At 70.2% G+C, this 14,143-nt stretch carries 14 protein-coding genes; 4 read left to right on the top strand and 10 right to left on the bottom strand.

From position 1 onward, the window contains the following. Window positions 1–11: 11 nt before the first annotated feature. Complete coding sequence (locus OHA03_RS26480) at window positions 12–452, bottom strand: Lrp/AsnC family transcriptional regulator (RefSeq protein WP_024493538.1); 441 nt, start codon at window positions 450–452, stop codon at window positions 12–14. Between the two features lie 203 nt (window positions 453–655). On the opposite strand from OHA03_RS26480, the gene OHA03_RS26475 reads away from it, so the two are divergent. Then, window positions 656–1,054, top strand: a complete 399-nt coding sequence (locus OHA03_RS26475) for a hypothetical protein (protein WP_267006254.1) — start codon at window positions 656–658, stop codon at window positions 1,052–1,054. Window positions 1,055–1,533: 479 nt separating this feature from the next. Here OHA03_RS26475 and OHA03_RS26470 read toward each other — a convergent pair whose 3' ends face one another. Continuing rightward, the gene (locus OHA03_RS26470; protein ID WP_267006253.1) at window positions 1,534–2,706 is read right to left on the bottom strand and encodes an acyl-CoA dehydrogenase family protein; all 1,173 of its coding nucleotides are present in this window, start codon (window positions 2,704–2,706) and stop codon (window positions 1,534–1,536) included. A gap of 385 nt (window positions 2,707–3,091) precedes the next feature. Between OHA03_RS26470 and OHA03_RS26465 the strand changes: the two genes are divergently transcribed. Beyond that, window positions 3,092–4,333 (top strand): glycoside hydrolase family 18 protein, encoded by a 1,242-nt coding sequence (locus OHA03_RS26465; RefSeq protein ID WP_267006252.1) that lies wholly within the window; start codon window positions 3,092–3,094, stop codon window positions 4,331–4,333. 71 nt (window positions 4,334–4,404) lie between these two features. Here OHA03_RS26465 and OHA03_RS26460 read toward each other — a convergent pair whose 3' ends face one another. After that, complete coding sequence (locus OHA03_RS26460; protein WP_267006251.1) at window positions 4,405–4,554, bottom strand: SCO1431 family membrane protein; 150 nt, start codon at window positions 4,552–4,554, stop codon at window positions 4,405–4,407. A gap of 117 nt (window positions 4,555–4,671) precedes the next feature. Next, window positions 4,672–6,042: a peptidase C39 family protein gene (locus OHA03_RS26455; protein WP_267006250.1), complete on the bottom strand. Its 1,371-nt coding sequence runs from the start codon at window positions 6,040–6,042 to the stop codon at window positions 4,672–4,674. A gap of 175 nt (window positions 6,043–6,217) precedes the next feature. Here OHA03_RS26455 and OHA03_RS26450 point away from each other — a divergent pair, with 175 nt between their 5' ends. Further along, complete coding sequence (locus tag OHA03_RS26450) at window positions 6,218–6,847, top strand: uridine kinase (protein ID WP_267006249.1); 630 nt, start codon at window positions 6,218–6,220, stop codon at window positions 6,845–6,847. 358 nt (window positions 6,848–7,205) lie between these two features. Continuing rightward, window positions 7,206–9,128, top strand: a complete 1,923-nt coding sequence (locus OHA03_RS26445) for an AAA family ATPase (RefSeq protein WP_267006248.1) — start codon at window positions 7,206–7,208, stop codon at window positions 9,126–9,128. A 112-nt stretch (window positions 9,129–9,240) separates the two neighbouring features. Here OHA03_RS26445 and OHA03_RS26440 read toward each other — a convergent pair whose 3' ends face one another. The 6 genes from OHA03_RS26440 to ribH form a co-directional block, all read right to left on the bottom strand. Further along, window positions 9,241–10,353, bottom strand: a complete 1,113-nt coding sequence (locus OHA03_RS26440) for a hemolysin family protein (protein WP_267006247.1) — start codon at window positions 10,351–10,353, stop codon at window positions 9,241–9,243. Continuing rightward, window positions 10,350–11,720: a hemolysin family protein gene (locus OHA03_RS26435; RefSeq protein ID WP_267006246.1), complete on the bottom strand. Its 1,371-nt coding sequence runs from the start codon at window positions 11,718–11,720 to the stop codon at window positions 10,350–10,352. The genes OHA03_RS26440 and OHA03_RS26435 overlap by 4 nt, the downstream gene beginning before the upstream one ends. 184 nt (window positions 11,721–11,904) lie before the next feature. Further along, window positions 11,905–12,369 carry a PH domain-containing protein gene (locus tag OHA03_RS26430; RefSeq protein WP_267006245.1) on the bottom strand — a complete coding sequence of 155 codons (465 nt, stop codon included), beginning with the start codon at window positions 12,367–12,369 and terminating at the stop codon, window positions 11,905–11,907. 57 nt (window positions 12,370–12,426) lie between these two features. Beyond that, window positions 12,427–13,275: an ATP phosphoribosyltransferase gene (gene hisG / locus OHA03_RS26425; RefSeq protein WP_267006244.1), complete on the bottom strand. Its 849-nt coding sequence runs from the start codon at window positions 13,273–13,275 to the stop codon at window positions 12,427–12,429. A gap of 71 nt (window positions 13,276–13,346) precedes the next feature. After that, window positions 13,347–13,619, bottom strand: coding sequence for a phosphoribosyl-ATP diphosphatase (locus OHA03_RS26420; protein WP_018524273.1), 273 nt, complete (start codon window positions 13,617–13,619; stop codon window positions 13,347–13,349). A gap of 35 nt (window positions 13,620–13,654) precedes the next feature. Further along, window positions 13,655–14,140 carry a 6,7-dimethyl-8-ribityllumazine synthase gene (gene ribH, locus OHA03_RS26415; RefSeq protein WP_030919009.1) on the bottom strand — a complete coding sequence of 162 codons (486 nt, stop codon included), beginning with the start codon at window positions 14,138–14,140 and terminating at the stop codon, window positions 13,655–13,657. Window positions 14,141–14,143 lie beyond the last annotated feature (3 nt).

The raw sequence follows: 14,143 nt of genomic DNA, 5'->3' as shown, positions 1-14,143 counted from the left end.
GCGGGCGTGTCTCAGATCTGCGGGGGCCGTGCCTCGTACGGGGTGGAGAGGACCACGGTGGTGCGGGTGGAGACTCCGGCGAGCGAACGGATCCGGGTGAGCAGGTGCTCCAGCTCCAGCGGGGTCGCGACCCGCACCTTGAGGATGTAGTTCTCGTCGCCCGCGACGCTGTGGCACGCCTCCAGTTCGGGCACGCCGGCGAGCCGCTCGGCGATGTCGTCCGGCGCACTCGGGTCGAAGGGTTTCACCGAGATGAACGCGGTGAGGGGCAGCCCGACGGCCTCGGGGTCGACGACCGCGGCATAGCCCCGGATCACCCCGCGCTGCTCCAGCCTTCGGACACGCTGATGAACGGCCGAGGTGGACAGGCCGGTGGCCTTGCCCAGGTCGGTGTAGCTCATCCGCCCGTCCTTGACGAGCAACTCCACAATCTGACGGTCCAGCTCCTCCATGCGGTCAACCTATGGCCCCGGGTCCCTCCAGGCACAGTCGTAGGGGCTCCGAACAGGGCACCTGCACCGGGCATGTGACGAATGCCACAGGTTTACGGGTGGGTAGCCGGCGACCTCGTGGTTACGGCCGATGCGCAACGGGAAGTGCTTGCTGTGGTCGAGGCCGCGGCGCCTTGTCGGCCCACCTGAGGGGGAGATTCTCCATGCAGAGCCTGAAGCTCACCGGACGTACCGAACCGGAGCCTGTTGAACCCGTCGAGGACTCCGCTCCCGACGCGTACGACACCTTTGAGATGTACCGGGTGATCTGCCCGGACTGTGCGCAGCCGATCGCGCTGCTGGCCGACGAGGATGTGCTGCCGGAACACGCGCTGTGCCCGACCCCGTGGAACCCGTTCGTGCTCACGGTGTGCGCCGGAACCGGCCGCGGCGTCGCGCAGACGCGTCCCGCCGACGAGTCGCTCGAACTCCACGAGCAGGAGACGGCACTGCTGTTGACGCTCCCTCAGGGGCTCGACTGGCGGATGCAGCCCTTCTCGCACGCCGGTGGTGCCGGTTCGCGCCCGCTGCGGATCCCGCAGATGCGTCGTAACGCGGCCTGACACGGCCCGACGCCGGCCGACAAGGCCGTCCTTGCCGCCGGAGACCTCCGGCGGCACCTGACAGACACCTGCACTGCACCACGACGGCCGGACCGGCGTGGTGCGGGCAGCATCGAGCCACGCCCGCGAGACAGGGGAACCTGGCGAACGGGCGCTCGAATCCACCCGGCAGTGACCCGGCCCCGCCCCACGGCGTTGGCCTGACATGACGCTGCTGCATTCAACGGCCGGCCCCGGTCGCCGCCGTCTCGCCGCTCCGGCCTCCGAAGAATCGGTTCCCCGGCCCGGCTCCCAGCCGGCACCGAAGTCTGCGCCCGCACCCCCTCCGCCGCACACCGTGCCGCATTCGACCGATCCGCCCATCTACCGGGCCATGCTGAGCCATTGGGAGTCCACCGGGCGGACCCTGCCGGGCCGCCATGACCAGGAGTGGAACCGGATCATGACGACGCCGGTGTGGTCGGACCGGCCGCTGCGGCTCAGCGCGTCTCGGGACCTGCGAGGTGGCGCGCGATGACCATGCGCTGAATCTGGTTGGTGCCCTCGACGATCTGCAGCACCTTCGCCTCGCGCATCAGCCGCTCGACGGGGAAGTCGAGGGTGTAGCCGTAGCCGCCGAGGACCTGGACGGCGTCGACGGTGACCCGCATGGCCGCGTCGGTGCAGAACAGCTTGGCCATGGCGGCCTGACGGGAGAACGGCCTGCCTGCGTCACGCAGCCTGGCCGCCTCCAGGTAGAGCGCACGGCCCGCCTCGATCTGGGTGGCCATGTCGGCGAGCATGAACCGCAGTCCCTGGAAGTCCGCGATGGGACGGCCGAACTGCTGCCGCCCGGTGGCGTATCCGACGGCCTCGTTCAGGGCCGCCTGCGCAACACCGATGGCGCAGGCGGCGATACCGAGGCGCCCGGAGTCGAGCGCCGACAGGGCGATGGCGAAACCCTGCCCCTCCTCACCGATCCGGCGCGCGTCGGACACCCGTACGCCGTCGAAATGCAGTTGGGCGGTGGGCGAGCCCTTCATGCCCATCTTCTTCTCGGGGAGGGCCGCGTTCAGCCCCTCGGCGTCGCCGGGGACCAGGAAGGCGGTGATGCCGCGGGCACCCTCGACGCCGCTACGCGCCAGGACCGTGTAGAAGTCGGCGATCCCGCCATGGGTGATCCACGCCTTGGTACCGGTGATGACCCAGTCGTCGCCGTCCCGTACGGCCTTCGTACGGAGTGAGGCGGCATCGGAGCCCGAGGCGGGCTCCGAGAGGCAGTAGGCGCCCAGCAGGCCGCCTCCCAGCATCGCCGGCAGATGTTCCGCCTGCTGCTCCTTGGTGCCGTATCCGGCGAGGGCGTGACAGGCGAGCGAGTGGACACTGACGCCGAGACCGACGGTGAGCCGGGCGGCCGCGAGTTCTTCGAGGACCTGGAGGTAGACCTCGTACGGCTGGTCTCCGCCGCCGTAGGCGGAGTCGTACGGCAGACCGAGGAGTCCGGACTCGGAGAGCAGGGTGAAGACTTCGCGCGGGAACCGGCCGGCGTCCTCCTCCTCCGCCGCCCGTGGCGCGATCTCCCGCTGGACGATGTCGCGGACCAGCGCGACGAGCTGCCTGGACTCCTCGGTGGGCAGACGACGCTCCACCAACTGCGGGGCACGGTCGGACATGACGGCGCTCTCCTCCCTGTCGGGCGTTGCGGCGGTCGCGCGCGCGGGGTGTGAGCGGCGCCGCCGGGGAATTCCGGGCCGGGGCCCGGACAAGCACTACTGCCCAGCCGATGCTGCCCTCCCGGATTACGAGAGTTGCTGGCCAGCGGCTGTGGCGGGTCGAGTATGCCCGATCGGACGGTATCCGTCACCGGGTGCCGGAGCGGGCGGCCGGGCGGCCCGTGCGGGGCCGGGTTGCCATCGCAATGGTCCGAACCATTGACCCAACTGGTCTAGTCCATCTACGGTTCCAACCCGGCCGACCTTATCGCGTTCATGCCAATTCTGCGCGGGGTCGGCCGTACGTCCCCCCACTCGCAAGCCCCCTCCCCCACGAGGAGCCACGATGATCGGACTTCACCGTCCCCGCGCCCGGTTCCGGGCGCTCGCCGCTGCCGTCTGTACCGCCGCCCTCGGCGCCACCCTCCTCGGTGCCGCAGGCCCGGCGTCGGCCGGCGCGGCCACCGAAGCCGCCACCGCAGCGGCCGGCAGCAAGGTGGTCGGATACTTCACCGACTGGGGTGTCTACCAGCGCAATTACCACGTCAAGAACATCGAGACCTCGGGCTCGGCCGACGAGCTGACACACATCAACTACGCCTTCGGCAACGTCACCGGCGGCAAGTGCGCGGTCGGCGACAGCTACGCGGACTACGAGAAGGCGTACACCGCCGACCAGTCGGTCGACGGCGTCGCCGACACCTGGGACCAGCCGCTGCGCGGCAGCTTCAACCAGCTCCGCAAGCTGAAGAAGCTGCACCCGAATCTGAAGGTCATCTGGTCGTTCGGCGGCTGGACCTGGTCCGGCGGCTTCGGTGAGGCGGCGAAGAACCCGGCCGCATTCGCCCAGTCCTGCTACGACCTGGTGGAGGACCCCCGCTGGGCCGATGTCTTCGACGGCATCGACATCGACTGGGAGTACCCCAACGCCTGCGGTCTGACCTGCGACACCAGCGGCCGTGACGCCTACGGCAACGTGCTGGCGGCGCTGCGCGCCAAGTTCGGCACGGGCAACCTGGTCACCTCCGCCATCACCGCCGACGGCTCGGACGGCGGCAAGCTCGACGCCGTCGACTACGGAGGCGCCGCGCAGTACGTCGACTGGTACAACCCGATGACGTACGACTTCTTCGGCGCCTGGGACGCGCAGGGCCCGACGGCTCCGCACTCCCCGCTGACCTCGTACACCGGTATTCCCAAGGAGGGCTACACCAGCGACGCCGCCGTCACCAAGCTCAAGGCCCTCGGCGTCCCCGCCTCGAAGCTGCTGCTCGGGATCGGTTTCTACGGCCGCGGCTGGACGGGTGTGACGCAGGACGCGCCGGGTGGTACGGCGACCGGGCCGGCCACGGGTACGTACGAGGCGGGCATCGAGGACTACAAGGTTCTCAAGGCCGGCTGCCCGGCGACCGGCACCGTGGCCGGGACGGCGTACGCGCACTGCGGGACCAACTGGTGGAGCTACGACACCCCGGCCACCATCGCCACGAAGATGGACTACAAGAACCAGCAGGGCCTCGGGGGCACGTTCTTCTGGGAGTTGAGCGGTGACACCGCCGACGGCGAGCTGATCAAGGCGATCGACTAGCCGCAACCGTGCGATCCCGAGGGGCGGGGGCCCGAGAGGCTTCCCGCCCCGTTCCGCGGACGGCCGGCTTCTCACATGAGGCCGGCCTGGGTGACGAACATGGCGATGAGGACGACGAGCGTCCAGCCCAGGACGTTCTCCAGCAGCTTGGACCGGTCCTCGGGACCTCCGGTCCGTGCGCGGCGGCGGGCAGTGACGGTGGTTGCGGTGGTCGCGGTCATGGCATCTCGCTCGGTCGTCCGGCAGGGAACGTCCCCCCGTGACCCGTCCAGAGTGCCAGCCGGTCAGGCCCCCGGGGTAGATGACATCGGTCACTGCCCCGGGAGCGCCGGACCGCGTCAGCGGATGCCGACGGCCGCCAGAGCCCGCTGCTGGGCGGGCGTCGGGTGTGCCGGGAAGTAGAGGTAGCAGACGCCGCCTGTGCCGGACACCACTTTGCCGCTCGCGTTGTAGCGCTTGGTGCGGAGCCAGATCGTCTCCCACTCGTGCCGCTTGTAGATCCGGCGGACGGCCTCGTCGCTCGGCGAGGCCGGGTCGTTGGCGATCACATCACCGTCCGCCGTGAACCCGATCACGGTCATGAGATGACCGGAGGTCCCGTACCCGGCCCCGGTCAGCTCCTCCTTGAGGAAGGACTGCGACGTTATGGCCGGGATACCGGCCCGGATCAGCGTCTCCAGGTCGGTCAGCGAACCCAGCCGCGTCACGACGGCGCTCATGTCGTCGTACGTGGCGGCATAGGCGGCGTTGAAAGGCCAGTTGCCGCAGCCCTCGTACTGGTAGTCGTACGTGAAGCGGGCCGCATGGCAGACCTGCGGGTCGGCGAGGCCCGGCTTCACCCAGGCCAGGTCCTCGGCAGTGGGCCTGCGACCCCAGTACTCGATGATCATCTGCGAGGAGGTGGGGCTGCACCACGCCTCGCCACCGTTGTCGTACTCGGGGTACTGGCCCGCGTGCACGCTCTGCGAATAGCGCGGCACCGGCAGCTCCCGCGCGAGGCCGGGGGCGCTGGGCTCCACGGTGAAGCGGTCGGGGATGTCCGAGGCCATCGCGCCGAGCCGCCACACGGTCGGGGTGAGGCTGCTGCCCGGGGTGCGGTACAGGGTGAGTCGCAGCTCGTACGAGACCAGCCGCAGCCCGCTCGCCGCGTCGTCCACCGAGAAGGTGTCGGTCCAGATGGAGCTCCTGCCGTCGGTCTGGTCGTCGACGGAGGTGCGGCGGATGTCGCCGTCACCCGCCGCCCAGCGGCCCATCACGTACCAGGGAGTGTCGGTGCCGTCCGAGTAGCGGCCGCTCAGCTCGATCTGGATCCAGGTGCCTGCCGGGGTGTCCGCGTTCCAGGACGCGATGACCTCGGTCGCCGGGACCGCGGACCGGTGCCTGGGCGAGGTCCAGGTCGCGTACTCCCAGGTGGCGGTGTTCCCGGTGTGCGGGTCGGTGTAGTCGGTACGCCCCCGGGGCTTGTCGATCACCAGACCCGGCCTGCGTCCCGCGACGGCACGGGTCCCGGCTCCGCAGCCGCTGCGCCAGTCGGTGTACGTACTCCAGGAGTGGTTGTCCACGAGGGAAGCGGCTGCCGCAGCCGCGTCGGGCGGGGCAGCGGCCGGGATCGCGGCGGCTGCGGAGCCGGCGGACGACGCCGTACCGGCGGCGGACGCCACCGCGAGCGCGGCGGTCAGCACAGTTCTGCGTGAGGTCGGTCGGTTCATGGGCGAAACCCCCGGTCGTAAGCGGAATGGGGCTGCGGGTGCACGACAGTGCGCCAACTATTGCGGGTCGCAGCCGGATTGGGCCAGCGAATCGCAGTGTGCCGCCGAACCAATATTGGTCTGGTCCACTGGCGTGACCTGCGGTTGCTCCCGACCGGCTCGTAGGCTGGGCCTCATGAACGACCTCTCGCGCCGTGCCTCCCGGCTGCGCACCCTGGCGCCGTCCTGCGGACCGGTCCGGCTGATCGGCGTCGACGGCCATGCAGGATCGGGCAAGAGCACCCTCGCGTCCCGCCTCTCGGCCGCGCTCGGTGACGCGCCCGTACTGCGGCTGGACGATCTGGCCACGCACGAGGAGCTGTTCTCCTGGGTGGACCGGCTGCGCGAGCAGGTGATCGGGCCGCTGTCACGCGGCGAGAGCGCGCGCTATGCGCCGTACGACTGGACCGCTCGGCACCTCGGCCCGCCGCGCACTCTGGAACCCGCGCCGGTGGTGCTGATCGAAGGGGTGGGGGCGGGTCGCCGTGCGCTGCGCCCGTATCTCGCACGACTGTGGTGGATGGAGCTCGGCCCCGCGGCGTCGTGGGAGCGGGGCCGGCGCCGGGACGGGCCCGCACTTTCGGCGTTCTGGGACGGGTGGACCGCGGCCGAGGAAGAACATTTCGCCGCCGATCCCTCGCGTCCCTACGCGGATGCTCTGGTACGCCAGTTGCCTGTGGGGTACGAGTGGCTGGAGGGACCCCGCGCGACAGCAGGAGCGAACCATTCCGTCACCCACCGTGATCCTCCCGCGGCGACGTACTGAGCAGTCGGGAATCGGCCCGGAAGTGCCCCAACTGTGCTTGACCCGGGGGCGGTACAGGTCTTACGTTCTCAATGTGCGGCTTTTCGGAGCCCCCACAGACACGAAGCCCCCGGTTGTTCCCCCGTGATCGGGGGCTTCGTTCTGTCCCCGCACCCCTTTTCGCGCTGCTGTGCACAACCTTCCGCTTACCCTCGGTCACGGTCTCCGTTCCGCCTGCGGCGCTCTTAGTCGCGCACTCCCTGCGCAGGTACGATGCCTTTCGGCGCGGTCAATTCCCGTCCGTGGCACAGTGGTTCAGCGCGCCTCGACGGGCGGTCGTGCGGCGGGACATCCTGGGGTACGGCTTGTGGGGGACCTGATGGACATCGGCACGCAGGGCGCACAGGCCCCGGCCGACCTCGCCTGGCTGCGCGGCGTGGACGCCTACACGATGGGCGCATACCCGCAGGCCGAGGAGGAGTTCAGAACAGCGGTGCGTCTGGATCCCGGCATGGCGGATGCCTGGCTCGGCCTCCATGCCCTGCGCATCGACACAACGACCGCGCTGCTGCGGATGTACCGGCATCGCGACCGGTTCGGCGAGCAGCGCACCCACCATCGGCGCACGCTCAACTCCTGGTACTGGCTCGGCTGGTGGGTGCAACCGGTGCTGGAGAGCCCACGCGACCTGCTGCTCGCGCACGCGTCGCACTGGCTGGACGGGCGTCATGTCGCCGAGCTGGACCGGGCGTTGGCCGGACTGCCGCCGGTGGACACGGACCCGCAGGTGCGGTTCCTGCACGCCTGCCGGTCCTATCTGGTCAAGGACTGGGAACAGCTCGTACGCAACACCGAGCAGCTGGTCGACGATCCGCTGCTCGGCATCGAGGCAGGGCTCTTCGGCGGGATGGCGCGGGTGCGGCTGGAAATGTACGGGCAGGCCGAGCCGCTGCTCTCCACCGCACTGATGCGCTGCCGCAGCGAACAGCCTCAGCGCAAGGAGCTGCGCTACTGGCTGGCCCGCGCGCACGAGGGCACCGGCCGCAGCGCGGCCGCACTGCCGCTCTACCGGGCGGTGCACCGGATCGACCCGGCGTTCATGGACACCTCGGCGCGGCTCGCCGCCATCGCGGACTATGACGGGCTCGAAGGCACCGACGAGGCGTCGGGGCTCGCCTCCGTTTCGCTGACCGGGATCGGCATGGACGGCACGGTCGCGGAGGCGCAGCAGGACGGTGACTCGCTGCTCGGCACCGATCTGGTGGACGGCCGGGAGCTGCGGCCCGGCGGCGAACCGCAGAACCTGCCGGGTGTCGGCGGACTGCCTCCCGCCGACGGGGCGGGGGCACGGGAGAAGACGGCGGTGCCCGGTCAGTCGTCGCCGCAGCCGTTCCCGGCGGGGCCCAGCGATCCGGTACTGCTCGCCGAGGCGCTGGCGGAACTGGAGCGGATGGTCGGCCTCGAACCCGTCAAGCGCCAGGTCAAGGCGTTGTCCGCGCAGCTGAACATGGCGCGGCTGCGGGCCGGCGAGGGGCTTTTGGTCCAGCCCCCCAAGCGTCACTTCATCTTCTCGGGGCCTTCCGGGACCGGGAAGACCACGGTGGCCCGGATCCTGGGCCGGGTCTTCTACGCATTGGGGCTGCTCGGCGGGGACCACCTCGTCGAGGCCCAGCGTTCCGATCTGGTCGGCGAGTTCCTCGGCCAGACCGCGGTCAAGGCCAACGAGCTGATCGACTCGGCGCTCGGCGGAGTGCTGTTCGTCGACGAGGCGTACAGCCTCTCCAACTCCGGCTACAGCAAGGGTGACGCGTACGGGGACGAGGCTCTGCAGGTGCTCCTCAAGCGGGCCGAGGACAACCGGGACCATCTCGTCGTCATCCTCGCGGGCTACCCCGAGGGCATGGACCGGCTGCTGGCCACCAACCCCGGGCTCTCGTCCCGCTTCACCACCCGGGTGGACTTCCCCAGCTACCGGCCGCTGGAACTCACCTCGATCGGCGAGGTGCTGGCCGCCGACAACGACGACGTGTGGGACGAGGAGTCCCTGGAGGAGCTGCGCTCGATCAGCGGCCATGTCGTCGACCAGGGCTGGATCGACGAGCTGGGCAACGGGCGGTTTCTGCGCACGTTGTACGAGAAGAGCTGCGCGTACCGGGATCTGCGGCTGTCCGGATACGCGGCGGTACCCACGCGCGACGATCTGGCGACGCTGCGGCTGCCGGATCTGATGCAGGCGTACGGCGAGGTCCTGTCCGGCCGGGGGCCGGTGGACCGGGGGCCGCAGGAACCTCCGGGGCTGTGACGGTGCGGCGGGGCAGGTTGCAAGCACCGGGCCCGCCCGGCCACCGGTGTGACCTCGAACGCCGGACGGGCTCGGATGTGGCTCCCGTCCGGCGATGAGGCCGGCCCGGTTGTCAGGTTCGTGCCGCCAGTGGGTGGAGTTCGTCGACGCCGGGACCCGCCGGTGCGGCCTCCACCGTCCGGCGGGGTACCGAGACGCGATGCGCCGGGTCGCGCACCTCGCCCACCAGCATTTCCAGGACGTCCTCCATCGCGACGAGCCCCAGCACCCGGCCCGACGCGTCGGCCACCTGGGCAAGGTGGGTGGCCGCGCGCTGCATCACCGTCAGCGCGTCGTCCAGGGGGAGTTCCGCCCGGAGCGTCGCCATCGGGCGCCAAACGTGTTGCGGAACGGCCCGTTCGCCGTCCTCCAGATCGAGGACGTCCTTGACGTGCAGGTAGCCCATGAACGGGCCGCCGCCCTCCGCGCAGACCGGGAAACGCGAGTAGCCGGTCCGTACGGTCAGTTCCTCGATCCGGTGCGGGGTGACCGAGGGGTCCACGGTCACCAGGGAGGCCCGGTCGAGCAGTACATCGGTGACCGGCCTGCTGCCCAGCTCCAGCGCGTCCTCCAGCCGCTCCTGCGCCTCCGGCTCGAGCAGTCCGGCCTGTCCGGAGTCCTCGACGAGCCGGTTGAGCTGCTCGCTGGTGAAGACGGCCTCGACCTCGTCCTTGGGTTCGACGCGGAACAGCCGGAGCACGAGCCGGGCGCAGGCGCCCAGTGCCGAGGTGACCGGGCGGCAGAGCCGGGCGAAGCCGACCAGGCCGGGGCTGAGCCACATCGAGGTCTTCTCCGGGGCGGCCATGGCCAGGTTCTTCGGGACCATCTCGCCGATGACGAGGTGGAGGAAGACCACGAAGACGAGCGCCAGGACGTAGCCGAGCGGGTGGACGAGGCCCTCGGGCAGGTGCGCCGCGTGGAAGACCGGCTCCAGCAGGTGGGCGACGGTCGGTTCGGCGACGGCGCCGAGGGTCAGTGAGCAGAGGGTGATGCCGAACTGCGCGGCGGCCATCATCTGCGGCAGGTTCTCCAGGCCGTACAGCACCTGACGGGCTCTGCTCGATCCGGCCGCCGCGAGGGGTTCGATCTGGCTGCGGCGTACGGAGACGAGTGCGAACTCGGCACCCACGAAGAAACCGTTCGCCAGCACGAGGAGCCCGGCGAAGAGCAACTGGACGACGCTCATCGTGCGGCCTCCAGGACACCGCGTTCCGCCGACGGTGCGTCGACAGTTTCCGGCACATCGGCGATGCGTACGAAGCGGACCTGTTCGGCGCGGTAGTGACCGACCTGACGGACGGAGATCCGCCAGCCCGGCAGTTCGGCCCGGTCGCCGGGGGCGGGGATCCGTCCGAGGAGATCGGCAACCAGTCCGGCCACCGTCTCGTACGGTCCTTCCGGCACGTCAAGGCCTATCCGGCGCAGGGTGAGGACCCGGCAGCTGCCTTCGGCGTCCCAGGCGGGACGGCCGTCCTCCGGGGCGGCGACGGCCAGTTCGGGCCGGTCGGCGCCTTCCGCGTCGTGCTCGTCCCTGACCTCGCCGACCAGTTCCTCGATGATGTCCTCGAGCGTGACGACACCGGCGGTGCCGCCGTACTCGTCGACCACGACGGCGATGGGCTGCTCCTTGCGCAGGCGCTGGAGCAGCTGTTCGACGGGGAGCGTCTCGGGGACGAGGAGAGGCGGTACGGCGATCCGCCCTGCCGTGGTACGCAGCCGCTCCTGGGCGGGTACGGCGAGCGCGTCCTTGAGGTGGATCATGCCGACGACCTCGTCGATCCGGTCCCGGTAGACCGGGAAACGGGAGAGACCGGTGGCGCGGGTGAGGTTGAGGACGTCCGCCGCGGTCGCGGTCGACTGCAGGGCGCTGACCCTGACGCGCGGGGTCATGACGTGCTGTGCGGTGAGTCCGGCGAGCGACAGGGTCCGTACGAAGAGATCCGCGGTGTCCTGTTCGAGGGTGCCGGCCTCGGCGGAGTGCCGGGCCAGGGAGACCAGTTCACCGGGGGTGCGGGCGGAGGCCAGCTCGTCGGTGGGTTCGACGCCGAGCAGCCGCACCAGCCGGTTGGCGACGGTGTTCAGCAGGGTGATCACCGGCCGCAGCGCACTGGCGAAGCGGTGCTGGGGGCCGGCGACGAACCGGGCGACCTGGAGCGGCCGGGAGACTGCCCAGTTCTTCGGTACGAGCTCGCCGATCACCATCTGGACGGCGGAGGCGACCAGCATCCCGATCACCACACTGACGCCGGGTACGGCCCCGTCGGGGAGTCCGGTCGCGGTGAGCGGTCCGGCCAGCAGCTGGGCGAGGGCCGGCTCGGCCAGCATGCCGACGACCAGTGAGGTGATGGTGATGCCGAGCTGGGTGCCGGAGAGCTGGAAGGAGAGCTCGCGCAGGGCGTCGACGACGGTACGGGCCCGCCGGTCGCCCGCGGCGGCGGCGCGCTCGGCGTCCGGCCGGTCCACCGTGACAAGCCCGAACTCGGCTGCCACGAAGAATCCGTTGGCGAGGATGAGAAGGAATGCCGCACTGAGAAGCAGCAAGGGGGTGGTCATGCCGCCGCCTCCTGGGATGGGGCGGCGCAGGTACTACCGGACGATCCGTCCATTGCTGGAGGGAGTCACTCCTTGGGTCGAAGGAAAGCCCCGCCGGCCTCAGGGGCCCTCTGTGCGGGGCGGGGCGCACAAAGCGCCACCGCCCTCCAGAGTAATCAAGAAGTGGCCGAACGGGGCAGGGGGCTCAGCCGTTGTCCGTACCCGAGCCGTGATTCTCGGCGAGGGCGCGGAGCGTACCGGCGTCGCGAATGGCCTGTTCCTTGGCGATTCCGGGCTGGATGCCGAGGGCGGGCATGCTGGTCCCGTCGCTGAGATCGAGGAAGACCCACGGGTCGCCGGCGCGCAGGTTGACGCGGAGGATCTCCGCCCAGGACAGCCGTCGGGTGCGGGTGAGATTGACCACGGTCACCCCGTGGTCGTCGGCGACGACCTTGGGGCGGCTGAGCAGCGCCAGGACGGCGAAGAAGAGCAGCGCGGTGAAGATGAAGCTGACCCGCTCCCCCGGACTCAGCTGCTCCAGGCTCATCGCGATGACGGTGATGACGACGAACATCGCCGCTCCCACGGTCAGCAGGACCACCCGGGTACGGGTCGGCCGGAAGGTGACCGGGAGAGTGGGGAGTTCGGGCCGGGGCGCGGGGGCGGACATGGTTTTCTTCTGTCTTCCGGTGGGTCTGGCTGCCGGTGGTCGCTGGCTGTCCGGCCGTCAGAGGCGGCAGGCGTGGATGGCTGTCGTGAGAATGGCGCGGGCGCCGAGCTCGTACAGGTCGTCCATGATCCGCTGGGCCTCCTTGGCGGCGACCATGGAGCGGACGGCGACCCACCCCTCGTGGTGCAGCGGGGAGATGGTCGGCGACTCCAGGCCCGGGGTGAGGGCGACCGCGCGCTCCAGGTGCTCGACGCGGCAGTCGTAGTCCATCATCACGTAGCTGCGGGCGACCAGCACGCCCTGCAGGCGGCGGAGGAACTGCTGCACCTTGGGGTCGTCCTGGGGAGCACCCGTACGGCGGATGACGACGGCCTCCGACTTCATGATCGGCTCGCCGATCACTTCGAGTCCGGCGTTGCGCAGGCTGGTGCCGGTCTCCACCACATCGGCGATGACCTGGGCGACCCCGAGCTCGACGGCGGTCTCGACCGCGCCGTCGAGGTGGACGACGGAGGCGGTGACGCCCACGTCGGCGAGGTGCTTGGCGACGATGCCCTCGTAGGAGGTGGCGATGGTCATGCCGTCGAAATCCTGCGGGCCGTGGGCCGTGCCGGGCTTGGTGGCGTAACGGAAGGTGGAGCGTGCGAAGCCGAGCTGGAGGATCTCCTCGGAATCGGCCCCGGAGTCCAGCAGCAGGTCGCGGCCGGTGATGCCGATGTCGAGGCGGCCGGAGCTGACGTAGATCGCGATGTCGCGCGGCCGCAGGTAGAAGAACTCGACCTCGTTCTCGGGGTCGACGAGGACGAGTTCCTTCGACTCCTTGCGCTGCTGGTAGCCGGCCTCATGGAGCATCGCCATCGCAGGCCCGGAGAGTGAACCCTTGTTGGGGACGGCGATGCGCAGCATGAGGTCAGGTTTCCTTTGCGAGGAGGAGTCTTGTGCGGTCGTGCGGATGTAAGGGTGTGCGGCGGTCGTGCTCAGAGGTGTGCGTAGACGTCGTCGAGGGAGATTCCGCGGGCGACCATCATCACCTGGACGTGGTACAGCAGCTGCGAGATCTCCTCGGCGGCGGCGTCCTTGCTCTCGTGCTCGGCGGCCATCCAGACTTCGGCGGCCTCCTCGACGACCTTCTTGCCGATGGCATGGACTCCCTTGTCCACCAGCTCGGCGGTGCGGGAGGTCGAGGGGTCGCCGTTGGCGGCCTTGAGCTGCAGCTCGGCGAAGAGCTCTTCGAAGGTTTTGTTCGCCATGATGGTTCTTAGACTACGGGGTGCCGCACCCTCGCTCAGCGCCAGGGCTCGCTGACGGTGCGCAGCGTGGCAGCGGTGGCGACGGCCGCGGTGACCGCTTCGTGCCCCTTGTCCTCGTTGGACCCTTCGAGGCCGGCCCGGTCGAGCGCCTGCTCCTCGGTGTCACAGGTCAGTACGCCGAAGCCGACCGGGACCCCGGTGTCGACGGCGACCTGGGTGAGGCCGTTGGTGACGCCGTGGGACACGTACTCGAAGTGGGGCGTGCCGCCGCGGATGATTACGCCGAGGGCGACGATCGCGTCGTAGCCGCGGCCGGCCAGCACCTTGGCGACGACCGGGAGCTCGAAGCTGCCGGGGACCCGGAGCAGCGTCGGCTCGTCGATGCCGAGGTCGTGCAGGGCACGCAGTGCGCCGTCGACGAGGCCGTCCATGACCTTCTCGTGCCACTGGGCGGCGATCACCGCCACTCGCAGGTCACCGCAGTTGCGTACGGACAGTTCGGGTGCGCCCTTGCCGCTCATGTT

The organism is Streptomyces sp. NBC_00154 (assembly GCF_026342835.1).
Taxonomy (GTDB): domain Bacteria; phylum Actinomycetota; class Actinomycetes; order Streptomycetales; family Streptomycetaceae; genus Streptomyces.
The sequence above is the reverse complement of the archived record's forward strand: the minus strand, read 5'-3'. Positions and strand labels throughout refer to the sequence as shown.